Below are 13,935 nucleotides of genomic sequence, written 5' to 3' on the forward strand. Positions count from 1 at the left end.
GAGGCCCGTCAGCGGCCTGGGAAGCCCGGCGGCATCATACCTTTCATGCCGCGCATCATCTTCGCCATACCGCCTTTCTTCATCTTCTTCATCATACGCTGCATTTCGTCGAACTGCTTCAGCAAGCGGTTGACGTCCTGCACCTGCATGCCGGCCCCCATCGCGATGCGGCGCTTGCGCGAGCCCTTGATGATTTCCGGTTTGGCGCGCTCTTTCAGCGTCATCGAGTTGATGATCGCCTCCATGCGCACCAACACTTTGTCGTCCATCTGCGACTTGACGTTATCCGGCAGCTGGCCCGCGCCCGGCAGCTTGCTCAGCATATTGGCCATGCCGCCCATGTTGCGCATCTGCTTGAGCTGCTCCAGGAAGTCGGTCAGATCGAAACCGTCGCCCTTCTTCAGCTTGTTGGCCAGTTTCTCCGCCTGCTCGCGGTCGACCTTGCTTTCGATATCTTCGATCAGCGACAGCACGTCGCCCATGCCCAGGATGCGTGACGCCACGCGATCCGGATAGAACGGCTCCAGCGCTTCGGTCTTCTCGCCGACGCCGAGGAACTTGATCGGCTTGCCGGTGATGTGGCGGATGGACAACGCCGCACCGCCGCGCGCATCGCCGTCGACCTTGGTCAGCACCACGCCGGTCAGCGGCAGCGCTTCGTTAAACGCCTTGGCGGTATTGGCTGCGTCCTGGCCGGTCATGGCGTCGACCACGAACAGGGTTTCCACCGGCTTGATGGCCGCGTGCACCTGTTTGATCTCGTCCATCATCGCTTCGTCAACATGCAGACGGCCGGCGGTATCGACGATCAGTACGTCATAGAACTTCAGCTTGGCCTGCTGCAACGCGCGGTTGACGATGTCGATCGGTTTTTCTTTGACGTCGGACGGGAAGAAATCGATGCCGACACCTTCCGCCAGCGTTTCCAGCTGTTTGATCGCCGCCGGGCGATAAACGTCCGCGGAAACCACCAACACTTTCTTCTTCTGTTTTTCTTTCAGGAACTTGCCGAGCTTACCGACGCTGGTGGTTTTACCGGCGCCCTGCAGGCCCGCCATCAGCACCACGGCCGGCGGCTGAGCCGCCAGATTCAGCTCGGTGTTGACTTCGCCCATCGCGGCGATCAGCTCGCCCTTGACGATCTTGACGAACTCCTGCCCCGGCGTCAGGCTCTTGTTGACTTCATGGCCAACCGCGCTCTCTTTTACGCGGTTGATGAAGTCGCGCACCACCGGCAGCGCAACGTCCGCTTCCAGCAATGCCATACGCACTTCACGCAGGGTTTCCTTGATATTTTCTTCGGTCAGCCGCCCGCGGCCGCTGATATTGCGCAACGTGCGCGACAATCGATCGGTTAAATTTTCAAACATCGTCTCATGCTCAACGTGTAATGACAGGCCGCTCCGGCGACACAATTGCGCCGATGATAACACGAAGCGAGCAGGATCTCTGCCTCAGCGTTGGAGATAGGTTGGAGTGAAACGCGCGCAACGTTATACTGACACTCCAATTAACCACGCCGAAGCAAAATTAAACGCTATGCCAGTTTTCTCCATTGTGGCTTTGATGGCCTACCTGCTCAGCCTTGGACTGATCATTCCCAGTTTGTTGCGGAAGAACAGCGCATACCGTCGGCTTGCCCTCGTCTCGGCGGTGGTGGCGCTGATTTGCCACGCCATCGCGCTGCAGCAGCGCATCTTTGACGTCAGCGCCGGGCAGAATCTCAGCCTGCTGAACATTGGTTCCATCGTCAGCCTGATCATCTGCTCGGTGATGACCTTCGTCGCTTCGCGCGATCGCGGCTGGTTCCTGCTGCCAATCGTCTACAGCTTCGCGATGATCAACCTGGCCTTCGCCAGCTTTATGCCCGGCGAGTTCATCACTCACCTGGAGGCCAGCCCGGAACTGATGGTGCATATCGGCCTGGCGCTGTTCTCTTACGCCACCCTGATCATCGCCGCGCTCTATGCCTTGCAGCTCGCCTGGCTCGACTACCTGTTGAAAAACAAGAAGCTGACCTTCAGCGCCGACATGCCGCCGCTGATGAGCATTGAGCGCAAGATGTTCCATATCACCCAGATCGGCGTGGTGCTGCTGACGCTCACCCTGTGCACCGGCCTGCTGTACATGGATAATCTGTTCAGCAAAGAGAACGTGCATAAAGCCGTGCTGTCGATCATGGCCTGGTTCGTGTATATCGTGCTGTTGTGGGGCCACTACCATGAGGGCTGGCGCGGCCGCCGCGTCGTCTGGTTCAGCTTCGCCGGCGCCTTCCTGCTGACGCTCGCCTACTTCGGCAGCCGTCTGATTCAGCAGGTGATGGTGCGCTAGGCCAGCCTGGCTCAATTCTCCCTCTCTATAAGGAATACTGCATTGGAGCATGTGTCGACGGGGACCCTCATCATTATCCTGGTGATCATGATCGTGGTCTCCGCTTACTTCTCCGCCTCCGAAACCGGCATGATGACGCTCAACCGTTATCGCCTGCGTCACCTGTCCAAACAGGGCAACCGCTCGGCGCGTCGGGTCGAGAAGCTGCTGCAAAAACCGGATCGGCTGATCGGCCTGGTGCTGATCGGCAACAACCTGGTCAACATCCTCGCTTCGGCGCTGGCGACCATCGTCGGCATGCGGCTGTATGGCGATCTCGGCGTGGCGATTGCGACCGGCATACTGACTTTCGCCGTGTTGCTGTTCGCCGAAGTGCTGCCGAAGACCTTCGCCGCACTCTATCCGGAACGCATCGCCTTCCCCAGCAGCGTCCTGCTCGCCCCGTTGCAAAAGGTGATGTTCCCGCTGGTCTGGCTGCTCAACGGCATCACCAGCCTGACCTTGCGCCTGTTCGGCATTCGCACCAACGTGCGCATCAGCGACGCCGTCAGCAAGGATGAGCTGCGCACTATCGTGCGCGAATCCCAGTCGCAGATCTCCCGCCGCAATCAGGACATGCTGATCTCGGTGCTGGATCTGGAAAAGGTGACGGTCAACGACATCATGGTACCGCGCACCGAGATCGTCGGCATCGACGTCAACGACGACTGGAAGTCGATCATGCGCCAGCTGACCCACTCGCCGCACGGCCGCATCGTGCTGTATCGCAGCTCGCTGGACGATGCGATCGGCATGCTGCGCGTGCGCGAAGCCTACCGCCTGATGACCGAGAAAAAAGAGTTCAACAAAGAGAACCTGCTGCGCGCCGCCGATGAGATCTATTTCGTTCCGGAAGGCACGCCGCTCAACGTGCAGCTGGTGAAATTCCAGCGCAACAAAGAGAAGGTCGGCATCGTGGTCGACGAGTACGGCGACATTCAGGGCCTGGTCACGGTGGAAGACATCCTCGAGGAGATCGTGGGCGATTTCACCACCTCGATGTCACCCACGCTGGCGGAAGAAGTCACGCCGCAAAGCGACGGTTCGGTCTTGATCGACGGCACCGCCAACGTACGCGAGCTGAACAAGGCCTTCAACTGGACCTTGCCGGCCAATGAAGCCCGTACCGTCAACGGCATGCTGCTGGAAGAGCTGGAAGAGATCCCCGAAATCGGCACCCGGGTGCGCATCGGTCATTACGATATCGACATCCTCGACGTGCAGGGCAACATGATTAAACAGGTGCGGGTCACGCCGATCACCTCGCTGCAGTCCAGCGTCGGCCATCATTAATTAGCCCTCGGCCAGAACGTAAAAAAGACGCGAAATCGCGTCTTTTTTTATTTTGCGGGCCACGCACGACTAGATATGCAGTTCCTGCAGCTTCTCTTTCGGCAGCGCCAGCTCGTCGTTGTGGTTCACCACCACGCCGTGATCCAGAATGTGCTTGGCGATTTCCTGCGCTTCTTCCAGCGAGTGCATATGGTAGGTGCCGCACTGGTACTCGTTAAGCTCAGGGATCTTGCGCTGGTCGGTCACTTTCAGCACGTCGGCCATCGCCGCTTTCCAGGCATCGGCAACGCGCTGCTCTTCCGGCACGCCGATCAGGCTCATGTAGAAACCGGTGCGACAGCCCATCGGGGAGATGTCGATAATTTCCACGCCCTGGCCGTTCAGGTGGTCACGCATAAAGCCGGCGAACAGGTGCTCCAGCGTGTGAATGCCGCGCTCGGGCATCACTTCCAGGTTCGGGCGGCAAAAGCGCAGATCAAACACCGTGATGGTATCGCCATGAGGCGTTTTCATGGTTTTTGCAACGCGGACAGCCGGGGCTGCCATACGGGTATGATCGACGGTAAAGCTATCCAGCAATGGCATTTCGCTACCTCCTCGTAAAAGAGCATTTATTTCGAAACTTTTTTTCCTAACCGGGAAACCTTTTCCAACCCTGCGAGTCTGAGTATGTGAAAGACGCGCATTTGTTATCATCATCCCTGTCATCAGAGATGCATATTTGGCCACATTGATGTGGCCTTTTTCTTTTTCAGCTTCCGCCGTTTTGCTTCAGGAACGCTTCAAAGCTTAGCGTATCATTGGCTTCTATGTCGCGTTGACGCTGCCACGAGGCTTCCCGCTCTTTATCCAGCTCGGCTTCGTTCAGGATTTCCAACGGTTCTTCCAGCAATGTCTGGCGATACTGCTCCGCCAGCTGCAAACCGACGCGCCCGGTGCCTTCCGCCTTCATGGCCTTGAGAATGCGCGCGGAGAAGGTCAGCTCAGGATCGTCAAACGCGGCGACCAGCTCATCGCACACCTGCTGGTATTGACGATCGCCGGCTTCGCCGTCCAGCACTTCCGCCACCCGACGCAGATCGGCGAACAGCGCCTTGCCGACTTTCTCCAGCGGCTCATGGCTGGCGCCACAGCCGATGCCGATGGTCTGGCCCGGCTTGCGCCCTTCGAGGATCACCCGGTTCCAGTTCTTGCGCGTGCACAGCAGCTCATCGCTGCTCATCTCCGGCGCATCCGCCAGCGCGCACCACACCAGGAACAGATCAAGGAAACGCGCCTGCACCGCATCCACGCCGATCGGCGAGAATGGGTTGATGTCCAGCGAACGCACTTCAATGTATTCGATACCGCCGCGCAGCAGCGCGTCCGACGGCGTCTCGCCGCTTTGGGTCACGCGCTTTGGCCGGATCGGCGCATACAGCTCGTTCTCGATTTGCAGAACGTTGCTGTTCAGCTGCAGGTAGCGATCGCCCTCTTTCACGCCCAGCTTGGCGAACTCTTCGGAAGGCGTGGCGATCGCCCGCTTCAAACCGGCCACATAGCTGTGCAGATCGTTGAAGGTGATGCCCAGATTACTCTGCGATTTATTGGTATAACCCAAGTCGCTCAGGCGCAGCGAAGTGGCGTACGGCAGGTAGCACATCCCCTGCTCGGTGCGCTCGAACGGCAGATTGGTCTCGCGCCCTTTGAGGAACGAAGAACAAATGGCCGGCGATGCGCCGAACAGATACGGGATCACCCAGCCGAAACGGTAATAGTTGCGGATCAGGCGGAAATAACCGGCCGAGATCTGCTCTTTACCGCTTTCTGCGTCCTGCACGCCGGCCCAGGCCTGCCAAAATTCCAGCGGCAGCGAGAAGTTGTAGTGCACGCCGGAAATGGTCTGCATCAGCGCGCCATAGCGATTCTTCAGCCCTTCACGGTACAGCGTCTTCATGCGGCCAATGTTCGACGAACCGAACTGCGCCAGCTCGATGTCCTGCTCGGCTTCGATAAAGCACGGCATGCTGAGCGGCCACATGCGCTCATCGCCAATGTTGCGCGCCACGTAGCGATGAATATCGCGCAGGAACGTCAGCAAGTGATCGATATTGTCATCAACCGGCGTAATGAACTCTAACAGCGCCTCGGCGAAATCCGTGGTGATCCAATGGTGCGTCAATGCCGCCCCCAGCTTTTCCGGATGCCCGGTGGTCGCCAAGGTGCCGTTCGGCGTGACTCGCAGCGTTTCACGCTCGATGCCGCGACGAATGCCTTTTAATGCCTGGGGATGGGCTTCCAACCAAGAAAGCGCCTGTGATACGTCCGGGATCAAATTGACCTCCCGCTTCTAAAAACAATAACTCGTAAGCATACTGAATCCGCACCCGAGAGAATATTGAGTTATATTCACTTGGTTACTGCCACCAGGCGATGCCCTGTACCGTTATCATAGCCAAAACGATGTAACGCAGCGCCTTTCCGATACACAGAAACAGCGCGACAGAGCCCCAGGGCATGCGCAGCCAACCTGCCAACACGCACAACAAATCGCCCACCACCGGCACCCAACTGAGCAACAGCGCAGCCGGGCCAAAGCGTTGCAGCCACCCGAGCGCCGTTGCCAGCCCCCGCTGTGGTTTCAACGCCGGTAACAGGCGCCCGATAATGACATTGGTCAACCCGCCAAGAGTGTTGCCCAGGGTCGCGGCCAGCACCAGCAACTCCGGCGAGACGCGACTCTGGGTCAGCAAGGCGACCAGAACGATTTCTGAATTTCCCGGCAGCAGCGTCGCACTGAGGAAGCTACTGCCAAATAACGATATTATGGCTAGCGTACTACTCACAGCGTACGAACGTCTACCACAGCCATGCCGGCATTTTTCGCCGCCTGAATGCCAAACTCGGCGTCTTCAAACACCACGCATTTTTCCGGCGGCACGCCGATCAGTTCGGCACAGCGCAGGAAGGTATCCGGCTCCGGTTTATGGCGCTGCACGTCGTCCGCACCGACGATCGCGTCGAAGCAGTTGAACAGGCCGAGATGACGCAGCAGCATTTCCGCCATGCGGTGCTCGCTGCCAGTGCCGACCGCCATCGGACGGCGGCCGTGATAGGACTTCACCACCTCGATCAATGGCAATGGACGCACGCTATCCAGCAGCATCGCTTCCACCGCGCGCGTTTTCTCCGCCGCCAGGTGATGGGGATCGAGATCGGCCTGATGGCTGGCGATAATCGCCTGAGCGATGCGCCAGGTCGGTGAACCGCTCAGCGCCACCATGGCCGCTTCATCAAACGTCATGCCATAACGGGACAGCACTTCGCGCCACGCTTTACGGTGCGTTGGCTCAGTGTCCAGAATCGTGCCGTCCATGTCGAAAATAAGACCCTGATAGCGGTCGTACATCGTTACTCCATGATCGTTGAGGAAAGAAAACTACTTTAGCGTAAAGCCGTTGGGTTGTCGCTGACTGCGTCATAGCGGAATGTGCTGTGATCGATCGCATGCAAAGAAGGAAAGGGGGGAAGAGAGAATGGCTAAATGCTGAAAAGCGAAAAACCCGCCAAAGCGGGTTTCTCTTAGATGGTGCATCCGGGAGGATGATTCGGCGCCAACGCCTCACCCTGCGGGCCGTTGCTAAAGCAACGTTATCCTCCCCAAGGACACTTTCTTTTTACCACCCGCATGACGATTTCTCTTCGCGATACGGGAGGTTAAACATGGTGCATCCGGGAGGATTCGAACCTCCGACCGCTCGGTTCGTAGCCGAGTACTCTATCCAGCTGAGCTACGGATGCATGACTGTTTTTGCCGCTTGCCTGTTTCACGAATAACAGAAAAGCAAAAACCCGCTAAGGCGGGCTTCTCTTAGATGGTGCATCCGGGAGGATTCGAACCTCCGACCGCTCGGTTCGTAGCCGAGTACTCTATCCAGCTGAGCTACGGATGCATTACTATTTTTACCGCGTGCCGGCTTTGTTAATAAAGCCAGACTTGAAGAATGGTGCATCCGGGAGGATGATTCGGCGCTAGCGCCTCACCCTGCGGGCCGTTGCTTAAGCAACGTTATCCTCCCTGGTAACACTTTCTTTTCTTCCACCCGCTTGAAGATTTCTCTTCGCAACGAGTGAGATTAAGAATGGTGCATCCGGGAGGATTCGAACCTCCGACCGCTCGGTTCGTAGCCGAGTACTCTATCCAGCTGAGCTACGGATGCACAGGAATTCTTTTTTGATACCGTATGGTACGTTGTTACTACCCCACCATACTGCAAAATATGGTGCATCCGGGAGGATTCGAACCTCCGACCGCTCGGTTCGTAGCCGAGTACTCTATCCAGCTGAGCTACGGATGCAAATGGCGGTGAGGCGGGGATTCGAACCCCGGATGCAGCTTTTGACCGCATACTCCCTTAGCAGGGGAGCGCCTTCAGCCTCTCGGCCACCTCACCATACGCTTCTTTCGAATTGTGCCTAACTTGCTTTGGAGAAGCTCATCGGCACTGCGTGGCGCACATATTACTTTCTCCGACTTTTAAGTCAAACAATTTTTCCCAACTCATGCGCGTTTGCACAATTCACACCCAACATGGGCGATTTCACGGCAAAAAGGGCGTTTTATCAACAGGCAACCGCAACGTCTGCAGCAATAAAACAGGAAACTAACCGGGAAAATAATCACGAAAAAGAGAGGGGAGAACGAAAGAAGTGGGTAAAACGATGCAGTAGCGTCTCGTCTGGCAACGAGACGCTGCTTCGGAATCAGTAAGTCGTCTGCTGAGACTTCTCTGCCTGAATGCGCTGATAGATTTCTTCACGGTGAACTGAAACCTCTTTGGGGGCGTTCACACCAATACGCACCTGGTTGCCTTTTACCCCTAGCACAGTGACCGTAACCTCATCGCCAATCATGAGGGTTTCACCAACTCGACGAGTCAGAATTAACATTCTTTGCTCCTTGAAAGATTAAAAGAGTCGGGTCTCTCAGTTTCCCCGTCATTATCCATCATATGTGGTGAAAACGTAAGCCGCGCAATCCACAATAAGTGTAAGCAGACTTGGTCCCACCTCAGATAATGGTAAGTTTAGCCGACCAGAAAAACTTTGTTCCCGCAATTGTAACTAAATTGTGTTAGCACAGTATGAAAACGCCATAATCAACAAAGTATTATGGCGTTTGTCCGTGCTATTTATTTATGTTCACAGCTTTGAGGCCACCCAGGCTTCTACGCTGTTTAACGCCGCTGGCAGGGCGTTGATATCCGTCCCCCCCGCCATCGCCATATCAGGGCGACCACCGCCCTTGCCGCCGACCTGCTGCGCCACGTTGCCGATCAACTCGCCGGCTTTCACGCGGTCAGTCAGATCCTTGGTCACGCCTGCGACCAGGCTGACTTTGTCATCAGCCGTCGTCGCCAACACGATAATGGCCGAACCCAATTGATTTTTCAGGTCATCCACCATGGTGCGCAGCATTTTGGCTTCGACATTGTCCAACTGGCTGACCAACAGCTTCACGCCGTTAACCACTTTCGCCTGGCTGGACAGCGACGCGCTTTCCTGCGCCGCCTGCTGATCTTTCAGTTGCTGCAGTTCTTTTTCCAGCACGCGCGTGCGATCGAGCACCGAGCGCACTTTATCGGTCAGGTTGTTGCTGTCGCCCTTCACCAATTGAGCAACGTCTTGCAACAAATCGCTTTGCTGATGCAGCGTAGCGATAGCGCCAGCGCCGGTCACCGCTTCAATACGGCGGATGCCCGCCGCGGTGCCCGATTCGCTCAGAATGCGGAACAGGCCGATATCGCCGGTGCGGCTGGCGTGGGTGCCGCCGCACAGCTCAGTGGAGAAGTCGCCCATGGTCAGCACGCGCACGTTGTCGTCGTACTTCTCACCGAACAGCGCCATTGCGCCCTTCTCTTTCGCGTCTTCCAACGCCATCAGCTCGGTCTGCACCGGCAGGTTACGACGCACCTGCTGGTTAACCAGATCTTCCACCGCGCGAATTTGTTCCGGCTTCATCGCTTCAAAATGCGAGAAGTCGAAGCGCAGGTATTTGTCGTTAACCAGAGAGCCTTTCTGCGCAACGTGCTCGCCCAACGTTTGGCGCAGCGCGGCGTGTAGCAGGTGGGTCGCGGAGTGGTTCAGACGGATGCTGTTGCGGCGCTCAGTGTCGATCTGCGCGTCCACGCGATCGTTCAGCTTCAGCGAACCTTGCGCCAGCTTGCCTTGATGGCCGATAGCCTGACCGTATTTCTGGGTGTCGTTGACCACAAACTCGGCGCCGGCGGCTTTCAGCACGCCTTTATCGCCGACCTGGCCGCCGGATTCACCGTAGAACGGCGTCTCGTCCAGCACCACCACCGCCTCTTCGCCGGCGTTGATCTGCTCGACCGGCTGGCCGTCACGGAACAGCGCGATCACCGTCGCCTGCTGCTCGTCATGATCATAGCCGCTGAACTGGCTGCTGCCGTCCACGCGGATCAGGCTGTTGTAGTCGGCGCCGAAACCGCTGGATTCGCGCGCGCGGCGGCGCTGCGCTTCCATCGCTTCTTCAAAGCCCGCTTCGTCGACTTTCAGACCGCGCTCGCGGCAGACGTCTGCGGTCAGATCCACCGGGAAGCCATAGGTGTCGTACAGACGAAAAGCGGTCTCGCCGTCCAGGGTATCGCCCTGCAGCTTGGCCAGCTCTTCGTCCAACAGCGCCAGGCCACGCTCCAGCGTGCGGGCAAACTGTTCTTCTTCGGTTTTCAGAACCTGCTCCACCAGCGATTGCTGGCGTTTCAGCTCGTCGGCCGCCGGGCCCATCACTTCGATCAGCGGCGCCACCAGCTTGTAGAAGAAGGTGTCTTTCGCGCCCAGCATGTTGCCATGGCGGATCGCGCGACGAATGATGCGGCGCAGCACGTAGCCGCGGTTTTCGTTAGACGGGATCACGCCGTCCGACACCAGGAAGGCGCAGGAACGAATGTGGTCGGCGATAACGCGCAGGGATTTGTTATCCAGATCGGTCGCGCCGGTCACTTTCGCCACGGCGGCGATCAGGGTGCGGAACAGGTCGATCTCATAGTTGGAGTTCACATGCTGCAACACCGCCGCAATACGTTCCAGACCCATACCGGTATCCACCGAAGGTTTCGGCAGCGGCAGCATGGTGCCGTCGGACTGACGGTTGAACTGCATGAAAACGATGTTCCAGATCTCGATGTAGCGGTCGCCGTCTTCTTCCGGGCTGCCCGGAGGGCCGCCCCAGATGTGATCGCCGTGATCGTAGAAAATCTCGGTGCACGGGCCGCATGGGCCGGTATCACCCATCTGCCAGAAGTTATCTGAAGCGAAAGGCGCGCCCTTGTTATCGCCGATGCGGATAATGCGCTCGGCCGGTACGCCGATTTGCTTCTGCCAGATGTCGAATGCTTCGTCATCGGTTTCATACACGGTGACCCACAGTCTCTCTTTCGGCAGGTTGAACCAGTTTTCACCGGTCAGCAGTTCCCACGCGTAGCTGATAGCGTCGTGCTTGAAGTAATCGCCGAAGCTGAAGTTGCCCAGCATTTCAAAGAAGGTGTGGTGACGAGCGGTATAACCGACGTTTTCCAGGTCGTTATGCTTGCCGCCTGCGCGCACGCAGCGCTGCGAGGTGGTGGCGCGGGAATAGGCGCGTTTGTCGAGCCCCAGGAAAACATCCTTAAATTGGTTCATGCCGGCATTGGTAAACAGCAATGTCGGATCATTGTTAGGCACCAGGGAGCTGCTTGCTACAACCTGATGACCCTTACTATGAAAGAAATCGAGAAACGCTTGACGGATCTCAGCGGTGCTCTTGCTCATAATTTTCCTGGAAAGGCTAGAATAACGACACGTGAGCCGGTGGCGCGTCATCCCGACGATGACAACCAGCTCACGAACAAAAAGTGGGGATAAGATAAATTTTCTTCAGAGGGAAGTAAAACCCCGTGTGCGCTCATTGCGCAAAATCACGGTAAATTGACTGAATTTCTTCTTGGAAGAAGCCGCGATAGAGCAGATAACGCTGCACTTTGGCTTTCTCTTTCCAGTCGGTTGGCAACGCATCGCCAAATTTTCGCTGCGCCACCTGTTTCGCCTGTTCGCACCAGTCGATATCGCATTCCGCCAACGCGTCCTGCACCAGCGCTTTATCCACGCCCTTTTGCATCAGTTCGCTGCGGATGCGCTGCGCGCCATAACCTTTGCGGCTGCGGCTGCCGATGTAGCTGTGGGCGAAACGCTTATCGTCCAGCCAGTTGTGCTGGTAACAGTAGACGATAACCTGATCGATCAGCGCGGGATCTACCGGCTCTTCGGCTACCGGCGGCGGCGATGTCGGCGCATGCGGCCCCTTGCCGCCAAACCGGGCTTTCGCCACAAACGGCTGCGCCGCAAGTTTGCGGCGCAGTTCAGCTTCACTATGATCGCGTTGCGACAGCAGGCGCATGGCGCGGCTTAGCAAGTCATTCATCATTCAAGCCTGAATTCAGGGGATGTGCACCACATAAACGGCGGCGCACATCTTCAGCGATTAAAACTGCTCGCTGGTTTCCGCTTCGTCATCTTCGAAGTCGTCACCGGAGGCAGCCACCAGCTCACCGCCGCTGTGCAGCAGCAGGTCGCGCAGTTTCTTATCCAGCTCGGCGGCGATAGCCGGGTTTTCTTTCAGGAAGTTACAGGCGTTCGCCTTGCCCTGACCGATCTTCTCGCCGTTATAGCTGTACCAGGCGCCGGCTTTTTCGATCATCTTGTGCTTCACGCCCAGATCGACCAGCTCGCCACGGCTGTTGATGCCTTCGCCGTACATGATTTGGAACTCAGCCTGTTTGAACGGCGCAGCGATTTTGTTCTTCACCACTTTCACGCGGGTTTCGCTGCCCACCACTTCGTCGCCCTCTTTGATGGCACCGATACGACGGATATCCAGACGCACCGAAGCATAGAACTTCAGAGCGTTACCACCGGTAGTGGTTTCCGGGTTGCCGAACATCACACCAATTTTCATACGGATCTGGTTGATGAAGATCAGCAGGGTATTGGCATTTTTCAGGTTGCCGGCCAGCTTACGCATCGCCTGGCTCATCATGCGCGCCGCCAACCCCATGTGCGAATCGCCGATTTCACCTTCGATTTCCGCCTTCGGCGTCAACGCCGCCACGGAATCGACGATGATGACGTCAACCGCGCCGGAGCGGGTCAGCGCATCACAGATTTCCAGAGCCTGCTCGCCGGTGTCCGGCTGAGAGCACAGCAGGTTGTCGATATCGACGCCCAGCTTCTTCGCATAGATAGGATCCAGCGCGTGCTCGGCATCGATGAACGCACAGGTTTTGCCTTCGCGCTGCGCGGCGGCGATCACCTGCAGCGTCAGGGTGGTTTTACCGGACGATTCCGGGCCGTAGATTTCGACGATGCGGCCCATCGGCAGGCCGCCGGCGCCCAGAGCGATATCGAGTGACAGTGAGCCGGTGGAGATGGTTTCCACGTCCATGGAGCGGTCTTCACCCAGGCGCATGATGGAGCCTTTGCCGAACTGTTTCTCAATCTGGCCCAGTGCCGCAGCTAACGCCTTTTGCTTGTTCTCATCAATAGCCATTTTTGCTCCTTCGTTTCGCAATGCCGGTGTTACCCCACACTGCCACTGAATGTATGTTGTGCAGGAAATGTCACTAATTATACTGTATGGTCATACAGTATCAAGCCTAATTTACAAAAATTCGTCGATGGCGGTTTGCAGCGCGAAAATCGTCGCCTGCAGCCGCACCGCATCGCGGTCGCCCTCGAATTGCATCTTGCGCGACAGCCCACGGCCATCGCTGCTGGCGAAGCCGAACCACACGGTGCCGACCGGCTTTTCCGCGCTGCCGCCGTCCGGGCCGGCGATGCCGCTCACCGACAGCGCCAGATCGGCCTGCGCCGCCCGCAGCGCCCCTATGGCCATCTCGCGCACCACCTCTTCGCTGACCGCGCCATGCGCCGCCAACGTCGCTTCGCTCACCCCCAACAGGTCATGCTTCGCCGCATTGCTGTAGGTCACGAATCCGCGATCGAAATAGGCGGAGCTGCCCGCGACATCGGTAATGGCCTTGGCGATGCCGCCGCCGGTGCAGGATTCCGCGCAGGTGATCCAGCGGCCCTGCGCCTTCAGTTTTTCCCCTGCCAGCACGCTGAGCCGGCGCAGTTGGTTTTGACTCATAACCCCTCCCTCGCGAATTCAGGTATATGCGCCCGATAGTAACATTTATCAAGGCGGCGCGGCGGCTGGCGCGCAGAAATGCGCAGCGC

The 13,935-nt window shown here is 57.6% G+C and carries 13 protein-coding genes and 5 tRNA genes; 3 read left to right on the forward strand and 15 right to left on the reverse strand.

The window, feature by feature from the left end:
• Nucleotides 1–8: 8 nt before the first annotated feature.
• Nucleotides 9–1,370 (reverse strand): signal recognition particle protein, encoded by a 1,362-nt coding sequence (ffh, locus tag ACSBQV_RS13660; RefSeq protein ID WP_004932504.1) that lies wholly within the window; start codon nt 1,368–1,370, stop codon nt 9–11.
• A 169-nt stretch (nt 1,371–1,539) separates the two neighbouring features.
• Here ffh and ACSBQV_RS13665 point away from each other — a divergent pair, with 169 nt between their 5' ends.
• Both ACSBQV_RS13665 and ACSBQV_RS13670 read left to right on the forward strand, forming a co-directional pair.
• A complete protein-coding gene (locus ACSBQV_RS13665; protein WP_004932506.1) occupies nt 1,540–2,331 on the forward strand; it encodes a cytochrome C assembly family protein in 792 nt (263 codons plus the stop codon).
• 42 nt (nt 2,332–2,373) lie between these two features.
• Nucleotides 2,374–3,663, forward strand: a complete 1,290-nt coding sequence (locus tag ACSBQV_RS13670) for an HlyC/CorC family transporter (RefSeq protein ID WP_016929024.1) — start codon at nt 2,374–2,376, stop codon at nt 3,661–3,663.
• Nucleotides 3,664–3,732: 69 nt separating this feature from the next.
• Here ACSBQV_RS13670 and luxS read toward each other — a convergent pair whose 3' ends face one another.
• From luxS to alaS, 11 genes are all read right to left on the reverse strand, one after another.
• Nucleotides 3,733–4,248 (reverse strand): S-ribosylhomocysteine lyase, encoded by a 516-nt coding sequence (luxS, locus tag ACSBQV_RS13675; protein ID WP_033641910.1) that lies wholly within the window; start codon nt 4,246–4,248, stop codon nt 3,733–3,735.
• A gap of 166 nt (nt 4,249–4,414) precedes the next feature.
• Nucleotides 4,415–5,977: a glutamate--cysteine ligase gene (gene gshA / locus ACSBQV_RS13680; RefSeq protein WP_033641909.1), complete on the reverse strand. Its 1,563-nt coding sequence runs from the start codon at nt 5,975–5,977 to the stop codon at nt 4,415–4,417.
• Nucleotides 5,978–6,059: 82 nt separating this feature from the next.
• Nucleotides 6,060–6,488 carry a YqaA family protein gene (locus ACSBQV_RS13685; RefSeq protein ID WP_046898167.1) on the reverse strand — a complete coding sequence of 143 codons (429 nt, stop codon included), beginning with the start codon at nt 6,486–6,488 and terminating at the stop codon, nt 6,060–6,062.
• Nucleotides 6,485–7,051: a fructose-1-phosphate/6-phosphogluconate phosphatase gene (yqaB, locus tag ACSBQV_RS13690; RefSeq protein WP_033641908.1), complete on the reverse strand. Its 567-nt coding sequence runs from the start codon at nt 7,049–7,051 to the stop codon at nt 6,485–6,487. The genes ACSBQV_RS13685 and yqaB overlap by 4 nt, the downstream gene beginning before the upstream one ends.
• A gap of 315 nt (nt 7,052–7,366) precedes the next feature.
• A tRNA-Arg gene (locus ACSBQV_RS13695) sits at nt 7,367–7,443 on the reverse strand.
• Between the two features lie 75 nt (nt 7,444–7,518).
• A tRNA-Arg gene (locus ACSBQV_RS13700) sits at nt 7,519–7,595 on the reverse strand.
• A 190-nt stretch (nt 7,596–7,785) separates the two neighbouring features.
• A tRNA-Arg gene (locus ACSBQV_RS13705) sits at nt 7,786–7,862 on the reverse strand.
• A gap of 61 nt (nt 7,863–7,923) precedes the next feature.
• Nucleotides 7,924–8,000: transfer RNA gene (locus ACSBQV_RS13710), tRNA-Arg, on the reverse strand.
• A gap of 3 nt (nt 8,001–8,003) precedes the next feature.
• A tRNA-Ser gene (locus ACSBQV_RS13715) sits at nt 8,004–8,096 on the reverse strand.
• A gap of 310 nt (nt 8,097–8,406) precedes the next feature.
• Nucleotides 8,407–8,592 (reverse strand): carbon storage regulator CsrA, encoded by a 186-nt coding sequence (gene csrA / locus ACSBQV_RS13720; RefSeq protein WP_004091602.1) that lies wholly within the window; start codon nt 8,590–8,592, stop codon nt 8,407–8,409.
• 252 nt (nt 8,593–8,844) lie between these two features.
• On the reverse strand, nt 8,845–11,472 hold the full coding sequence (gene alaS, locus ACSBQV_RS13725; RefSeq protein WP_033641907.1) for an alanine--tRNA ligase: 2,628 nt from the start codon (nt 11,470–11,472) through the stop codon (nt 8,845–8,847).
• Between alaS and ACSBQV_RS13730 the strand changes: the two genes are divergently transcribed.
• Nucleotides 11,422–11,565: a hypothetical protein gene (locus tag ACSBQV_RS13730; RefSeq protein ID WP_162180460.1), complete on the forward strand. Its 144-nt coding sequence runs from the start codon at nt 11,422–11,424 to the stop codon at nt 11,563–11,565. The two genes, alaS and ACSBQV_RS13730, sit on opposite strands and share 51 nt — an antisense overlap.
• 40 nt (nt 11,566–11,605) lie before the next feature.
• On the opposite strand, the gene recX is transcribed toward ACSBQV_RS13730, so the two are convergent.
• From recX to pncC, 3 genes are all read right to left on the reverse strand, one after another.
• Nucleotides 11,606–12,121: a recombination regulator RecX gene (recX, locus tag ACSBQV_RS13735; RefSeq protein WP_033651636.1), complete on the reverse strand. Its 516-nt coding sequence runs from the start codon at nt 12,119–12,121 to the stop codon at nt 11,606–11,608.
• Between the two features lie 60 nt (nt 12,122–12,181).
• The gene (gene recA, locus ACSBQV_RS13740; RefSeq protein WP_004932541.1) at nt 12,182–13,246 is read right to left on the reverse strand and encodes a recombinase RecA; all 1,065 of its coding nucleotides are present in this window, start codon (nt 13,244–13,246) and stop codon (nt 12,182–12,184) included.
• 111 nt (nt 13,247–13,357) lie between these two features.
• Nucleotides 13,358–13,846, reverse strand: a complete 489-nt coding sequence (pncC, locus tag ACSBQV_RS13745) for a nicotinamide-nucleotide amidase (protein WP_033641905.1) — start codon at nt 13,844–13,846, stop codon at nt 13,358–13,360.
• Nucleotides 13,847–13,935: the final 89 nt, after the last annotated feature.

The organism is Serratia sp. B501 (genome assembly GCF_051172315.1).
Classification (GTDB): domain Bacteria; phylum Pseudomonadota; class Gammaproteobacteria; order Enterobacterales; family Enterobacteriaceae; genus Serratia; species Serratia ureilytica.